Here is a 13,897-nt window from a genome sequence, read left to right as displayed (position 1 = left end):
GTGACAGAGACAGCATTACGCTCGGTACTGTATATGCCGGGCGCCAACCAGCGAGCGATGGACAAGGCCCGCGACCTTCCCTGTGATGCCGTGGTATTTGACCTGGAGGATGCCGTGGCGCCCGATGCCAAGGCCGCCGCCCGCGATGCCGTGGTGGCGCAGCTGGCGGCCGGAGGCTACGGACACCGGCAATTGGTGGTGCGCTGCAACGGGCTCGATACGCCCTGGGGGGAGGCAGATCTCCGCACCCTGGCCGCCACCGGTATCGATACCCTGTGCCTACCCAAAGTGGAAAGCGACGAGGCGCTGGATCGCGTTGCCACGCTGCTGGCCGAAGCCGGGCGCAGCGATATCCGCCTGTGGGCCATGCTGGAAACGCCACCGGGGATTGCCGCGGCCGAGGAAATTGCCCGTCACGCGGCGGTCAGCGTACTGGTGATGGGCACCACAGATCTCGCCGCGGAGTTACGGGTCTCCCCGCAGCCGGACCGGCTTGGGCTGCAATACGCGCTGGGGCGCGCGGTAATGGCAGCCCGCCTGGCAGGTATTGCGGTGCTGGATGGAGTGTACCTGGATCTCAAGGACAGCACCGGCTTTCGCGCGATCTGCGAACAGGGCAGGGCACTGGGTTTTGACGGCAAGACCCTGATCCACCCGTTCCAGATCGATGACGCCAACGCCGTTTTCGGTCCCACGCCGCAGGCCGTCTCCTGGGCGGAGCGGGTGTTGGCCGCCTGGTCCGAGGCGGAGCAGGCGGGTACCGGGCTGGCGGTGCTCGACGGCAAGCTGGTGGAGGTCATGCACGTGGACGAGGCGCGCCGCACCCTGGCGATGGCCCGGCAGATCGCCGGGCAAGCGGAAAGTTAAGCCTTCACGATCACCGAGCTGCCGTGGCCGAACAGGCCCTGGTTGGCGGTGATGCCCACTCTGGCGCCCTGCACCTGCCGATCGCCACTCTGTCCACGCAGCTGCCAGGTGAGTTCACAGACCTGGGCCAGTGCCTGGGCGGGGACCGCCTCGCCAAAGCAGGCCAGGCCACCGGAGGGGTTCACGGGAATCCGGCCACCGATGCTGGTGTCACCCTTGCGCAGCAGGCTTGCCGCCTCGCCGCGCTCACACAGGCGCAGGTCCTCGATCCAGTCCAGCTCCAGAGCCGTGGACAGGTCATAGACCTCGGCCACGTCGACATCCTCCGGGCCGATGCCCGCTTCTTCATAGGCCTTGATGGGCAGTGACGCTCGAAAGCTCTGGGCCTCGATGCCCTGCGCTGCGGCGGAGTCGGTGGCGATATCGGGCATTTCCACGACACCGCTGGCGAAACTGGGAGTGACGGTGGAGATAGCGGCGACGCGTGGGGCATCGCCCTTGCCGATCCGTCTGGCATAGTCGACGCTGGACACGATGAGGGCGGCGCCACCGTCTGAGGTGGCGCAGATATCCATCAGGCGCAGCGGGTCGGCAACCATGGCCGAGGCGGCCACGTCTTCCTCAGTGAAGCACTTTTTGTAGCGCGCCCGAGGATTCTTGCTGCCGGCGGCGGCATTCTTCACTTTTACCTTGGCGAAGTCGGCCTGGGTATCCCCGTACAGGTCCATGCGCCGGCGGGCGTACAGTGCGAAATAGGTGGGGTTGGTGATGCCGAGATAGAAGCGTACCCAGTCCGGGTCTTCCGGACGGTAGCCGCCGGCGGGCGCCAGGAAGCCCTTGGGAGTGGTGTCGGCGCCGACAACGAGGGCAACCTCGCATTCCCCCGCAAGGATTTTGTTGCGCGCTGCCGCCAGGGCCTGGGAGCCGGAGGCGCAGGCCGCGTAGGAGGTGTTGACCTCTGCCCCCTGCCAGCCCAGGGCCTGGGCAAAGGTGGCGCCGGCAACGTAGCCGGGGTAGCCGCAGCGCACGGTGGCGCCGCCGGAGACGAAGCGCACATCGCGCCAGGGAACGCCGGCGTCACGCAGGGCCTCACGGGCGGCGGCCACTCCGTACTCGACAAAGTTGTGCCCCCATTTTCCCCAGGGGTGCATACCAGCGCCAAGGATGGCGATTTCATTGGACATTGTGTTCTCCAGATTGCCTTGTGCCGGTGCGCCTCAGGCGGCGACGGGTTTCCATTTCCAGGTGACTTTGATGTCGTCTTCGGTCTCGTGGAGGGTTTCCAGTACCAGCTCCATGGCCATGCCCACCTTGAGGTCCTCGGGCGTCACACCCTCCACCACCTGGCCCAGCACGGTCATCTGTTCCTTCTTCAATTGCACTGCGGCGATGGTGTAGGGCTCGAAGGGCTCGGCCGCGACAAAGGGGGCCGGTGGCTTGTAGCAGGCGTTGGTATAGCTCCACACGGTACCGGTCCGGCTGAGCTCCACTTCCTCGAACTCGGTACTGTCACAATCCGGGTTCTTGCAGTAGTGGCTCTGTTTGGGGAAAAAGTAGGTGCCGCAGCCGCAGCAGCGGGTGCCGATCAGGTGCGGCTTGTCACCCAGGGTGTGCCAGCCTTCGATGGCCGCGGCACGTGGTTTGTCACTCATCGGATTCCCTCCTGATAAATCGCGGCCCAGAGTACTATTCACCCCCTGCCGGTAAAAGGCGCAGGCCTCAGGCCTCGCGGCGAGGGTTTATCAATGCAGACCTGACCGGCGCTTATTCCCCGTGCTTGCGCGTACCGGCGCTTCGGGGCACAGTGCGGGTCATGTGTGGACGCTTCAATGTTATCGATAATCCCGGCTTACAGGCGCTTTTGCGGGACCTGGGGGTGGATATCAAACTGCCCCCGGGCATCAACCTGGCACCGACCGATGCGGTGCCCCTGGTGCGCGAGACCGGGGAGCAGCGGGCGGTGGAGGCTGCCCGTTGGTGGCTTACGCCATCCTGGGCGCCGCGGGTGGAACAGAAGTACGCCATGTTCAATGCGCGCTGCGAAACCCTGGCCAGCAGCAAGGCCTGGCGCCATCCGTTCCGGCAGCAGCGGGGCATCATGCCCATGAGCAGTTTTATTGAATGGCGCACTCAGAATGGCAGCAAGCAGCCGTGGTTGATCTCCAGTCCCGGCCGGGCCCTGGCGGCGGCTGCCCTGTGGGACGTCTGGGAAGGCGAGGAGGGCTGCTTGCTGAGCTGCAGCATGGTCACCACGGCGGCAGCGGAAGCCTTCACTCCCTGGCATCACCGCATGCCGGTGCTGCTGGAGGGGGAGGAGTGCGATCGCTGGCTGGATAACAGCCAGCCCCTGGGCGCTGATGACAATCTGTTCCGCAGTGAACTCAAGTTTGCCTGGCAACTGGAGCCCCTGTCGACGGCGATCAATCGCAGTGGCCGGCATGAGCCGCAGCTGCTGGATAGCGTGGGCGAGGCGGTTGTGCTGGAGGCGGCGGCATCGTGAGCGCTACCGGGAAGGGACGACAGCGCCGGACCGAGGGCAAGCGCCGGCACCAGCAGATCATCGAGGGCACCCTGCGTCTTATTGCGCGGGACGGCATTCGCGCTGTGCGACACCGTGCCGTGGCCAAGGAGGCCGGAGTCCCCCTGGCGGCGACAACCTACTATTTCAGCGATATCGGCCAGCTGTTGAGCGAGGCCTTTACCTGGTTTGCCGAGCAGCGCGCGGGTGCCGTTGCAGCCCTGCAACAGCGTCTGCAGGATTGTCTGGTCCGGGCCGAGTCGGAGCCGGATGGTGGCCGGGAGCAACTGGTAGAGGATATCGCCGGGGCCCTGGCGGAGCATGTCATCGGGCAGGCGGCTGCACCCGAGGACAGGGCCATCGAGCTGGCCTTCAAGCACGAGGCCTGGCGCGACGAGGGATTGCGCGCGCTGAGCGAGCAGCAGGAGCGCCGCTTTGTCGCCGATGTGGAAGCCCTGCTGGAGAAGACCGGCAGCCCCGATCCCTACGCCGACAGCCAGATTTTTCTGGGGTTGATCTATCGCCTCGAGGCCGAACTGACCTTTGGTGAATTGCCGGCGGCTGATGCTCGGCGGGTATTGCGTCGCGCGGTAGCCCTGCAGCTGGGCTTGCCGGTCCCCGGAAGACCGGTCCCGGAAGGCTAGCCCCCCGAAGGCCGGCCCCCGGAAGGCCGGCCCCCGGAAGGCCGGACCCCGGGCTAAAAGTGGCACAAACGTACCAATATCTATTGCCGCAGGGCTTCGCCTTGGGGCACACTCTTGGCCTGTATTGCAGCCTCCGGGCTGCAATCGGGCCGGCCTGAGGGCCGGCGACGAACTAAAAAACGCCACAAGGCGATGTTGTCAGGGGGTAATCATGTTGGAGCATGCCAGGGGATCATGGCAGCGTAAGGTACTTGCCACTGCGGTGTTCGCCGCGTTTTCATCCACCCAGGGCGTCTGGGCCCAGGGGCTCGAAGAGGTGCTGGTCACCGCCCAGAAGCGGGTAGAGGGACTGCAGGATGTCCCGATATCGGTTGAGGCCTTTGGCACCGAGCGTATCGATAATCTCGCCGCCGAGGATATCGGCGATCTGGGTGTGTTCACCCCCAATGTGGATATCAGCAAGGCGACCAACCAGCCGAGCTACTCTATTCGCGGGATTGGTACCGATGACTTCGGCATTGGGGCCGACCCGGCTGTCGGTGTCTATGTCGATGGCGTGTACGTGGGCCGCTCCGGCGGTTCCAAGGTGGCCTTCAATGACATTCAGCGGGTCGAGATTCTCAATGGCCCCCAGGGCACACTGTTTGGCCGCAACGCGGCAGCGGGGGCCATCCAGTACGTCACCAACAAGCCGGAAAACGAGTTCACCGGCTGGACCCGGGCCACCCTGGGTAACTATGACAGACGCCAGCTGGAAGGCGTGGTCAACGTTCCGCTGACCGATTCCCTCTATTTCCGCACCGGCCTGCTCTACAAACAGCGGGACGGCTGGGTAGACAACCTGTTCAACGGCGACGACCTGGCGCGTCGGGACAACCGGTCCATCAACGCCGCCCTGCGCTGGCTGCCGACCGACAGCCTCGACATTATGCTGCGCGCTGAATACGACGAGGTAGACCAGGACTCGCGGCCTGCTTCCAGTGCGGTCTGGGGGCCGCGGGATAACGGCCCCGGCTTCACCAGGGTAGAGAGCGATGAAAAATTCCCTGAACGTCGCTACCTGTTCGGCAGTTCACTGCACGTGACCTGGGATCTGGAGGCGGCGACCCTGACCTCCATTACCGCTTGGCGCAAATACAGCACCTACAACCCCGAGGAGAAGGACGGGTCCGCCGAGCTGCTGTACCGCTTCAATGACCTCAACCGGGAGCGCAACAAGCAGTTCAGCCAGGAATTCCGCCTCGACGGCGAGGTCGGCGATCGTTGGCGCTGGACCACCGGGGTCAATTACTCCTGGGAACACGCCCGTCAGCAGAGCGGCATTACCCTGAGTGCCCAGGCCCTGGACAAGCTCATCGCCGAGCGGGAAATCGGCGTACCCTACAGCGCCCTGACCCCGGGGCAGCCGCTGGACATTGCCTTCCTCGTGGTTCCCGATGAGTTCAACCGCAGGGCCTTCACCAGCGGTGCCGAGGCACTGGCCCTGAACGCGGACTTTATCGAAAATATCTACATCGACGGCGAGTACGAGTCCTACGCGGCGTTTGCCGATGCCACCTTCGACCTGACCGACACCATCTCGCTCACCGCCGGCCTGCGCTATACCGACGACAGCAAGGAGTTCGGTCGTTTCACCGAGTACAATGACTACGCGCTGGCGTTTGCCTTCACCACCGAGACCCGTATCGACGCCAACGGCAATTACGATCCCAATGGTGAACTCGGTTACCTCACCACGGAGGAAAGCTGGTCCCAGGTGACGCCGCGATTTGTGGTGGACTGGGCCGTGGCAGAGGATGTCTTGCTGTACGCGTCTTATTCGGAAGGTTACAAGGCCGGCGGCTTCAACAGTGCGGGTGAAATTCTCGCCCCGGCCTTCGATCCGGAAGAAGTCACCAACTACGAGGTGGGGATGAAGTCCACCTGGCTGGACGATACCCTGCGGGTCAATGCCGCGGTGTTCAGCTACGAGTACGACAACCTGCAACAATTGCGTTTCATCGACGCCGCCTGTCTGCCCAATACCAACACCGGCGCCTACCTGTTCGAAACCTCGGATGTGGAAGGCGATGGCGCCGAGCTGAGCGTGACCTGGCTTCCCATTCCCTCGCTGGAACTGTTCTTCAATACCGGGCTGCTGGATGCGGAATATACCCGTCGCCAGGATCGGACCGTGGTCGACGGTGCCTGCCAGGTGATCGATCGGTCCGGGGAGTCGTTTGCCGAGTCGCCCGATCTGAACTTCAGTGTGGGCGGTAATTACACGCTGGACTTCAACAGCGGAGCATCACTGGTATTCTCGGCGGCCTACAGTTTCAGCCAGGGGGTTGGCCGTGACAGCTGCGTTTATGTCGTGGACAACAGCGCCGAAGGGCTGCCCTCGGATGTGTACACCCTGACGGAGATCGACGGCCAGTTGGTGATCACCAATGATTCCGCCACCGGTGACCTGGATGCGCCGCCCTTCGACTCCTGCCCGGACACGGATGATCGCGAGCAGCTCAACGCGCGGGTCACCTATTACAGCGCCAATGAACACTGGGAAGTGGGCGCCTTCGTGGTGAACGCCACGGATTGGGAGCCGGAGATTGGGGATCCGGGTGGCCTGGGTGGTGAAACCGCTTCCAACTTCTCTGACGGGTCTCCATCCTGGACTCGCCGCAATGAGCCGCGGATGTACGGTGTGGAGCTGCGGTACAACTTCTGATGTTGCGCGCCGCCACCGGATAACCCGGTGGCGGCGCGAATCCCGTACGCGTTGTACCACTTGAGCAAATCCACTTTTTCTTTCATCCCCCGCAGGTCCGGTACAACCACTTGAGCCATCCTAACGGATGCAGGCGACTATTAGCCGATTGCGATTCAACCCGCCCGCAGATTACGCAACAATCCCGTTCCCACTTTTAACTACCAAGGAACCAGCGTCATGGCCATCTACGCAATGACTGGCGGCGCCACCGGGATCGGCGGTGAACTGCGCAAACAACTGACCGAGGGCGGTCATGAGGTCATCTCTGTCGACATCAAGGAAGGCGACGTCATCGCCGATCTGTCCACTGACGTGGGCCGTCAGGCCGCGGTGGAAGGTGTGCGAGCCAAAGCCCCTGACGGCCTCGATGGCCTGATTGCCTGTGCCGGCCTGCCGCCGGTGGCGCGGCCCTTGTCGCTGATTACCCAGGTCAACTACTTCGGGGTGGTAGCCGTGGTCGAAGGCCTGAAGGACCTGGTGGCCAGGCGCAAGGGCACGGTGCTGATCGTGTCCTCCAACTCGGCGCCGATGGTGCCCGCCGATGATCCCTACGTGCAGGCCTGCCTGTCGGGTGATGAGGCCGCCGCCTGTGCGGCAGTCGAAGAGCGCGATGGGCACGTGGCCTACGCTGGTTCCAAGCGCGCGATTGCCACCTGGATGCGTCGCAATACCGTGCCCTACGCCAAGGCCGGGGTACGCCTGAATGCCGTGGCCCCGGGTATCACCCAGACTCCCCTCACCGATCGGGTGTTCGCCGATGAAGAGCTTGGCCAGACCATGCGCGACTTCCAGGCCAGCGTGCCCTGGGGTGGCATGGCCAGCCCGGCCCATATCGCCAACGTCATGCGCTTCATGCTGAGCCCGGAGGCGGATTTTATCTGTGGTGCGCTGTTCTTCGTGGACGGCGGTTCAGACGCGATGCTGCGCCCGGACCACTTCTAGGACTCTTCGTTCTCCAGTGCTGCCATGTCCTCGCGCAGCGCTCTGGCGATATCGTCGGTGAGTTGTCGCAACAGGTGACTGTAGGCGGCGGCCATCGCGGCGCCATCGCGGTCGCTGCCCCCTGACTGGTAGCGGCCGATACGGCGGGCAATCTCCCTGTCACTGCCTGGCTCACGCAGGCGCCATTCCGCCACCAGTGTGGTCTGATCTGCACCGGCATCCAGTTCCAGCAGCCAGACCTGTACCGCATAGGCCGGGCGATCGCTCGCCGGCCAGGGGAAGGGGCGGATATCCTGGGTGTCCAGCGCCTCGGACAGATTGAGGCCGAGCACCCGGGTGATGCCATGGGACAGGGGCTCCGCCCAGCGTTCGTAGCTGGCGATGTGCAGCTGGTTGTCGCCGCTGACAAACACCATGCTGTTGCGATCCAGGTACTCGGGTATCACTATCGGACCAATTCCGAGTGACGGACTGACGCCCTCGCCGCCACTACCTGTCGCGCTGAGACGATAGTACTTGCTCTGGGGTGTGCTGCCACAGGCTGCCAGCAACAGTGCTAACAGCAGGGCGAAGGTAACGCGGGTCAGTGCGATCATGGCGTATCCTCGTTTTTGCCACGCAGTAGCGCTTCGGGCTGTTCTTCCAGCGTTTTGGCGAGTAATTGCAGGGCGCGACCCGCCTCGGCGAGCTCACTCAGCGCGCGGTTGAGCTCGTAGGTGGTGGGCGAGTCCTGGGCGACCAGGTTGTTAACGCTATCCATGGTGCGCTCGAAGCTTTCCAGCGACTGCTCCAGTACCTTGAGCTGTTCGTCGACAACCACCCCCACGCGTGGCAAGCCCTCGTTAACGGTGTCCAGTGCCTGGTTGGCGCTGGCCAGCATCGAATTGACGCCAGGCTCCAGCCGGGCCAGCGTGGCACGCACTTCATTACTGAGGGCGGTAAATGACTGCAGGGTGGTACGGACCTCCGCCGGCAGGCCCTGAAACTGCTCGTTGGTGATCACGGTTTTCAGTCCCGCGGCAATGCTCTGCAGGTCGTTGGCCACCTGGGCGAAGTCGATGTCGTCGATCTGGCGGCTCAGTTTCTCGAGGTTGGTGGGGATGGTGGGTATCTGCAGATAGGGAGAATCGATATCCGGCAATTCCACCGGTGTGCCGGGGTGGAAATCCAGCTGTATGTATAACAGGCCGGTAAGCAGGCTCTGGGTGTTGAGCTGGGCCCGCATGCCGCGTTCGATCAGCATTTCGCTGAAGTCGTCTGGCACCGAGCCGCGCTGCTGGACATTATCCGATCCCAGTTCCGCCTCCACCAGCATGATCAGCTCGTCGTTCTCGCCGTCGAGGATCAGGTTGATATCGGTCACCTGGCCAATCTGCACGCCGCGCAGCGCAACCGGGGCGCCCACCGACAAGCCCTTCACTGAGCCGTCGAAGACCATCACGACTTTCTCGCGGCCACTGCCGATGCCGCTGCCGACGATAAACACAATCGTGGTGACGACGATCAGGATGGCCCCCAGGATGAAGGCGCCGATGGCGACGCTGTGGCTGTTTTCACTCATTATGCGGTCTCCGCCGGTGCACTGGCTTCCCTGGCAAGGAATTGTCGCACAACCGGTTGTTCGCTGTGGTCACGCAGCTCCCGGGGGTTGCCGTAGGCGATCATGGTTTTGGTCCCCGCATCCAGGTAAACCGAGTTGGTGGCGATGCTGAAGATGCTGGGCAACTCGTGGGTGACCATGACCACCGTGGCGCCGATGGACTCCTTCAGCTGTACGATCAGCTCATCCAGCAGGCTGGAACTGATCGGGTCGAGACCCGCCGAGGGCTCGTCGAAAAACAGGATGTCCGGATCCAGGGCGATGGCGCGGGCCAGGGCGGCGCGTTTCTGCATCCCGCCGCTGATTTCAGAGGGGTAGTAGCTCTCGTAGCCGCCGAGCCCCACCAGAGACAGTTTGTAGGAGACGACTTCGCTGATCTCCGCCCCGCTGTAGTGGGTGTAGAGCTGCATCGGCAGGGCGACGTTCTCGCCGATGGTCATGGAGCTGAACAAACCCCCGGACTGGTAAGTGATCCCCCAGCTGCGACGCATCCGGTCGCGGGTAGCCTGGTCGGCGTGGGTAAAACTCTCGCCCGCGTACAGTATGTCGCCGGCGGCGGGCTGGATCAGCCCGAGCATGTGCTTCAGCAGGGTGCTCTTGCCGCAACCGGAGCCACCCATGATCACGAAAATATCCCCCCGGTTGACGTCGAAGTTCAGGTCGCGCTGAATCAGCCGGCTGCCGTAGGCCATGGTGACGTCGCGTACGCTGATGTGGGCTTCGGCTTCGGTCACGGTGTCAGATTCCCACCTGCTGGTAGAAGATATTGATGGCCGCATCGGCCACGATCAGGTAAACCAGTGCCGTGACCACGGCGTCGGTCGCCGCATTGCCGACTGCGGCGGACCCGCGGCCGGACTGGATACCCGAGCGGCAGCCGGCGATCGCGATCAGTACGGCGAACACCAGGCTCTTCGACAGGCCCACCATCAGGTGGGTGAGCGACAGGGCGCCCTCGATCTGGGAAGTGTATTGCAGCAGGGTGATGCCCATGCCGCCCGCCACGATGCCGCCACCAATGATGCCCAGCAGGTCGGCATAGATGGTCAGCAGTGGCAGCATGACCACCAGGGCCAGCACCCGGGGTACCACCAGAAATTCCATCGGCGAGACGCCCATGGTGGTGATGGCATCGATTTCCTCATTGGTCTGCATGGTCCCCAGCTGGGCGGCGTAGGCGGCACCGGTGCGACCGGCCATCACCACCGCAGTCATCAGCACGCCCATTTCCCGCAGCATGCCGATCACGACCAGGTCGGCCACGTAGATTTCCGCCCCGAGCTGCTTGAGCTGCACGGCGCCGAGGTAGGCGAGGATCATTCCCACCAGCACGCTGGTCAGGCTGATGATGGCGAAGGCGTTCGGCCCGGCCTGGTAACAGAAGTGGCGAAAATCTGTGAAGCGGGTGTTGGCGCGGCCCAGCAGGAGCCGGGTCAGGGCGATGCTCAGGTCGCCGAGAAAGGCCAGGGCGCTGCGGATATCGGACCAGGCGACCCGCGCGAGGTGGATCGGGTTGAGTTGCTTCAGGCGGTCCTGCCGGGGCTCCCGGGGCCGCACGTGGGGCGGGACCACGGTGGCCACGTCCAGCAGGCGCTGGGCGCCCTCGGGTAGGGACCGGGTGTCGAGGGCAATACCCTCGGCCTCACAGTAGCTGTGGCACTGCAGCAGAAAGGCCATCATCAGCGAGCCCCACTCGCCGAGCTTGCGGTCTTCCACCACCAGCTGTTCCGGCGCCAGCGCGATCAGCTCGCTGCGCAGGAGTGAGAAGTCGGGGATTGGCTGGCTCTGCACCCAGTCGCCTTCCAGCGCCAGTCTGATGACCCGGGGGGCGTCTTCGATCAGCTCGTACGCGGGCGCTTGCGGGTTCATTCAGTCGCTTGGGCTCACCAGGGGCCTCCAGTCTACTGGCTGGCCCGCAGGCGAGGCAACTGCACCTACTGGAAGGGCAGCGGGGTGCGCAGGGGGTCGATAATGTCGTAGGCCTTCTGGTAGATATCTTTCACCGGCAGGGTATTGCCCGCCTCCCGCCGGCGGGAAATCATGGTCATGGGGAACAGGTAGTTGTCACTGTCGCGGTAGCGCAGGGCGCGGCTGCGCCCGAGATTGTCCTCGTAAACCACCCAGTGCATGTCGAGGTCGGTGGCCAACAGGTCGCCCATGACCAGGCCCATGGCCTGCAGGCGGGCGGTGTCATCACTGCGCACCACCGTATCATCGAGCAGCCGCTGCAGCAGTTGCAGGTCCTGGCTGGTGTCGCCGGTAAACCCCTGGCCGTACTGGCGCCGGGCCAGGTCTTCCAGTTCGCTGCGCTGGCGGGTCATGAACTGGCGGTCAAGGAAGGACAGGTCGTCGATCTGGGGTGGCTCCTGGGCCAGGGCCCGGGTGGCGGTCACGGGGGCGAGAGTGCCGAGCAGGCAGAGCAGCAACGCTGGCAGCAGCAAACGCACGAATGTCATAATGTCCTCCTTGTCTATACACTGTCTTGTTCATAAGACCAGCAATGGGCGCGTAAGTTTAGCGTAATCAGGTTGTCATCCGGCCCCCTACATGGATAATTGCCCACTTTCCTCACGGCCCGCCCCGGGCCCGGCCAGGCGCCGGCCTCTGGTGGCCTGTATCCGCAACTCTGGAGAGCACGCATGATAACCGGCAGCATTGTCGCCCTGGTCACCCCGATGCAGCCTGATGGCAGCCTGGATTGGGAGGGGCTGGCGCGCCTGCTCGACCTGCACATCGAGGCTGGCACCAGCGCCATCGGTGCGGTGGGCACCACCGGTGAGAGCGCTACCCTCAGCGTGCCCGAGCACTGCGAGGTGATCCGCTACTGCGTCGATTACGTCAAGGGCCGTATCCCGGTCATCGCCGGCACCGGCGCCAACTCCACCCGCGAAGCCATCGAACTGACCGCCGCAGCGGCCGATAATGGCGCCGACGCCTGCCTGCTGGTGACCCCCTATTACAACCGCCCCACCCAGCGCGGCCTGCTGCAGCACTTTACCGCCATTGCCGAGGCCGTGGCCGTGCCGCAGGTTCTGTACAACGTGCCGGGGCGCACCGCGGTGGACATGCACAACGACGTGGTGGTGGCCCTGTCGGCCCTGGACAATGTGGTGGGCATCAAGGATGCCACCGGCGACCTCGAGCGGATCCCCGACCTCAAGGCGCGCTGTCCCGAAGATTTCGCCATCTACTCCGGCGACGATCCCACCGCCCTGGAACTGATACTGCTTGGCGGCCACGGTAATATTTCCGTGACCGCCAACGTCGCCCCCGGACTGGTCGCCGAGCTGTGTCGGCTGGCGCTGGCGGGCGAGCGCGAAGCCGCCGCCGCGGTGGACGCCAAACTGGCCGCCCTGAACACCGCCCTGTTCCTCGAGGCCAACCCCATTCCGGTCAAGTGGGCCCTGCAACAGCGGGGGTTGATCCAGCCGGGGATTCGCCTGCCCATGACCGAACTTGATCCCCAGTACCATGCCCAGGTGCTGGCGGCACTGGAATCAGCGGGAGTCTGAATGAGCAAGGTCTTTACAATCGCGGCGAGAGCCAGCCTGTGTGCAGCGTTGCTGGCCAGTTCCGGCTGCAGTTACCTGTTCGGTGACGACGGCATGTTCCGCGACAAATCCGAGGACTACAAAGCGGCCCGGGAAACCCCCCGGATCCGTATGCCCGAGGGCCGTGAGGCGGGCCAGTTGGAGGAGATCTACCCGATCCCGCCGATCAATGAGGACCTCGTCATGGCGGGCGAGTTCGAAGTGCCCCGGCCGAGCCCGCTGGTGGCGGGAGCCGCCGACGAAGTGGTGCGGATCCAGTCCCTGGGTGACGACAGCTGGGCCCTGGTGGCCATCCCGCCCGGCCAGCTCTGGCCCCAGGTGCGCGGGTTCCTTGCGGCCGCCGGTATCCAGGTCGGGCGCATGGACGCCCGCGCGGGCATCATGGACAGCAACTGGCTGGAGCTCGACGGGCAGCCCGTCCCCTCCCGCTTCCGCTATCGCATCGAGCAGGGGGTCCAGCGCGGCACCAGTGAGCTGCATGTCCTGCAGATGGAACAGCGTGGCGCCGATCCGGCGGACAACGCCTGGCCGGCGCAGTCAGACAACGTGCCTCAGGAGCGGGAGATGCTGAAGGCGGTGGCCCAGTACGTGGCCAACAGCACCGACTCCGCACCGGTATCGATGATTGCCGACCAGGCCATGAGCGCCAGCGGCAAGATTGCCATGCAGGAAGGCGCCGACGGCAGCACCTACATCCATGTCGGCCTGCCGTTCAACCGGGCCTGGGCCTCGCTGGCCAAGGCGCTGGAGGATTCCCACTTCGAGATCACCGACCGGGACCGCAGTGCCGGCACCTACTATGTCACCTTCCTCGGTCCCCAGGGCGCGGAGGAAGACGGCTGGTTCGACTGGCTGTTCGGTGATGAAGAGCATCCCCTGGCGGGCAAGCCCTTTGAGATAACGGCCACCGCCGACGGTGACAACGCCGTCAATATCCGCATGCTGCCCCAGGGCGACCAGCCGGAATTCGACCGGCGCCAGGAGCAGGCCATGCTGGCGATCATCAAGGGCAATATCAGCTGATCG

General features: G+C 64.3%; 14 protein-coding genes. 7 read left to right on the top strand and 7 right to left on the bottom strand.

Annotated elements, in window-relative coordinates; translation table 11 throughout:
• Entirely contained in the window at nucleotides 1-867 is an 867-nt protein-coding gene (locus FV139_RS15500; protein WP_235898670.1) for an HpcH/HpaI aldolase/citrate lyase family protein, read from the top strand.
• Here FV139_RS15500 and FV139_RS15495 read toward each other — a convergent pair.
• Both FV139_RS15495 and FV139_RS15490 read right to left on the bottom strand, forming a co-directional pair.
• Nucleotides 864-2,051 carry a lipid-transfer protein gene (locus tag FV139_RS15495; protein WP_148069365.1) on the bottom strand — a complete coding sequence of 396 codons (1,188 nt, stop codon included), beginning with the start codon at nucleotides 2,049-2,051 and terminating at the stop codon, nucleotides 864-866. The genes FV139_RS15500 and FV139_RS15495 overlap by 4 nt on opposite strands.
• A gap of 33 nt (nucleotides 2,052-2,084) precedes the next feature.
• Nucleotides 2,085-2,519, bottom strand: coding sequence for a Zn-ribbon domain-containing OB-fold protein (locus FV139_RS15490; protein ID WP_148069364.1), 435 nt, complete (start codon nucleotides 2,517-2,519; stop codon nucleotides 2,085-2,087).
• A gap of 161 nt (nucleotides 2,520-2,680) precedes the next feature.
• On the opposite strand from FV139_RS15490, the gene FV139_RS15485 reads away from it, so the two are divergent.
• The 4 genes from FV139_RS15485 to FV139_RS15470 all read left to right on the top strand — a co-directional run bounded on the left by FV139_RS15485 (nucleotide 2,681) and on the right by FV139_RS15470 (nucleotide 7,720).
• Nucleotides 2,681-3,367, top strand: a complete 687-nt coding sequence (locus tag FV139_RS15485; protein ID WP_148069363.1) for an SOS response-associated peptidase — start codon at nucleotides 2,681-2,683, stop codon at nucleotides 3,365-3,367.
• Nucleotides 3,364-4,029: a TetR/AcrR family transcriptional regulator gene (locus FV139_RS15480; RefSeq protein WP_187276575.1), complete on the top strand. Its 666-nt coding sequence runs from the start codon at nucleotides 3,364-3,366 to the stop codon at nucleotides 4,027-4,029. The genes FV139_RS15485 and FV139_RS15480 overlap by 4 nt, the downstream gene beginning before the upstream one ends.
• Nucleotides 4,030-4,240: 211 nt before the next feature.
• Entirely contained in the window at nucleotides 4,241-6,736 is a 2,496-nt protein-coding gene (locus FV139_RS15475) for a TonB-dependent receptor (protein ID WP_148069361.1), read from the top strand.
• Nucleotides 6,737-6,955: 219 nt separating this feature from the next.
• Nucleotides 6,956-7,720 carry an SDR family oxidoreductase gene (locus FV139_RS15470; protein WP_148069360.1) on the top strand — a complete coding sequence of 255 codons (765 nt, stop codon included), beginning with the start codon at nucleotides 6,956-6,958 and terminating at the stop codon, nucleotides 7,718-7,720.
• Here the strand turns inward: FV139_RS15470 and FV139_RS15465 are convergent.
• The 5 genes from FV139_RS15465 to FV139_RS15445 all read right to left on the bottom strand — a co-directional run bounded on the left by FV139_RS15465 (nucleotide 7,717) and on the right by FV139_RS15445 (nucleotide 11,776).
• Nucleotides 7,717-8,316, bottom strand: a complete 600-nt coding sequence (locus FV139_RS15465) for a PqiC family protein (RefSeq protein WP_148069359.1) — start codon at nucleotides 8,314-8,316, stop codon at nucleotides 7,717-7,719. The two genes, FV139_RS15470 and FV139_RS15465, sit on opposite strands and share 4 nt — an antisense overlap.
• Complete coding sequence (locus FV139_RS15460) at nucleotides 8,313-9,281, bottom strand: MlaD family protein (RefSeq protein ID WP_148069358.1); 969 nt, start codon at nucleotides 9,279-9,281, stop codon at nucleotides 8,313-8,315. Before FV139_RS15460 ends, FV139_RS15465 begins: the two co-directional genes overlap by 4 nt.
• Nucleotides 9,281-10,054 (bottom strand): ABC transporter ATP-binding protein, encoded by a 774-nt coding sequence (locus FV139_RS15455; protein ID WP_235898669.1) that lies wholly within the window; start codon nucleotides 10,052-10,054, stop codon nucleotides 9,281-9,283. The genes FV139_RS15460 and FV139_RS15455 overlap by 1 nt, the downstream gene beginning before the upstream one ends.
• A 4-nt stretch (nucleotides 10,055-10,058) precedes the next feature.
• Nucleotides 10,059-11,189: an MlaE family ABC transporter permease gene (locus FV139_RS15450; protein ID WP_148069356.1), complete on the bottom strand. Its 1,131-nt coding sequence runs from the start codon at nucleotides 11,187-11,189 to the stop codon at nucleotides 10,059-10,061.
• Between the two features lie 65 nt (nucleotides 11,190-11,254).
• Nucleotides 11,255-11,776 carry a DUF3806 domain-containing protein gene (locus FV139_RS15445; protein ID WP_148069355.1) on the bottom strand — a complete coding sequence of 174 codons (522 nt, stop codon included), beginning with the start codon at nucleotides 11,774-11,776 and terminating at the stop codon, nucleotides 11,255-11,257.
• Between the two features lie 183 nt (nucleotides 11,777-11,959).
• On the opposite strand from FV139_RS15445, the gene dapA reads away from it, so the two are divergent.
• Together dapA and bamC are read left to right on the top strand one after the other, a co-directional pair.
• Nucleotides 11,960-12,832: a 4-hydroxy-tetrahydrodipicolinate synthase gene (gene dapA / locus FV139_RS15440; RefSeq protein ID WP_148069354.1), complete on the top strand. Its 873-nt coding sequence runs from the start codon at nucleotides 11,960-11,962 to the stop codon at nucleotides 12,830-12,832.
• The gene (gene bamC / locus FV139_RS15435) at nucleotides 12,833-13,894 is read left to right on the top strand and encodes an outer membrane protein assembly factor BamC (protein ID WP_148069353.1); all 1,062 of its coding nucleotides are present in this window, start codon (nucleotides 12,833-12,835) and stop codon (nucleotides 13,892-13,894) included.
• Nucleotides 13,895-13,897 lie beyond the last annotated feature (3 nt).

This window comes from Parahaliea maris (assembly GCF_008064665.1).
In the GTDB taxonomy this organism is placed as follows: domain Bacteria; phylum Pseudomonadota; class Gammaproteobacteria; order Pseudomonadales; family Halieaceae; genus Parahaliea; species Parahaliea maris.
The sequence above is the reverse complement of the archived record's forward strand: the minus strand, read 5'-3'. Positions and strand labels throughout refer to the sequence as shown.

Excerpts from the sequence above, each read along its gene's own strand:
- FV139_RS15445 (WP_148069355.1), bottom strand. The coding sequence starts at position 11,776 with ATGACATTCGTGCGTTTGCTGCTGCCAGCGTTGCTGCTCTGCCTGCTC.
- dapA (WP_148069354.1), top strand. The coding sequence starts at position 11,960 with ATGATAACCGGCAGCATTGTCGCCCTGGTCACCCCGATGCAGCCTGAT.
- FV139_RS15460 (WP_148069358.1), bottom strand. The coding sequence starts at position 9,281 with ATGAGTGAAAACAGCCACAGCGTCGCCATCGGCGCCTTCATCCTGGGG.
- FV139_RS15485 (WP_148069363.1), top strand. The coding sequence starts at position 2,681 with ATGTGTGGACGCTTCAATGTTATCGATAATCCCGGCTTACAGGCGCTT.
- FV139_RS15465 (WP_148069359.1), bottom strand. The coding sequence starts at position 8,316 with ATGATCGCACTGACCCGCGTTACCTTCGCCCTGCTGTTAGCACTGTTG.
- FV139_RS15470 (WP_148069360.1), top strand. The coding sequence starts at position 6,956 with ATGGCCATCTACGCAATGACTGGCGGCGCCACCGGGATCGGCGGTGAA.
- bamC (WP_148069353.1), top strand. The coding sequence starts at position 12,833 with ATGAGCAAGGTCTTTACAATCGCGGCGAGAGCCAGCCTGTGTGCAGCG.
- FV139_RS15490 (WP_148069364.1), bottom strand. The coding sequence starts at position 2,519 with ATGAGTGACAAACCACGTGCCGCGGCCATCGAAGGCTGGCACACCCTG.
- FV139_RS15450 (WP_148069356.1), bottom strand. The coding sequence starts at position 11,189 with ATGAACCCGCAAGCGCCCGCGTACGAGCTGATCGAAGACGCCCCCCGG.
- FV139_RS15475 (WP_148069361.1), top strand. The coding sequence starts at position 4,241 with ATGTTGGAGCATGCCAGGGGATCATGGCAGCGTAAGGTACTTGCCACT.
- FV139_RS15495 (WP_148069365.1), bottom strand. The coding sequence starts at position 2,051 with ATGTCCAATGAAATCGCCATCCTTGGCGCTGGTATGCACCCCTGGGGA.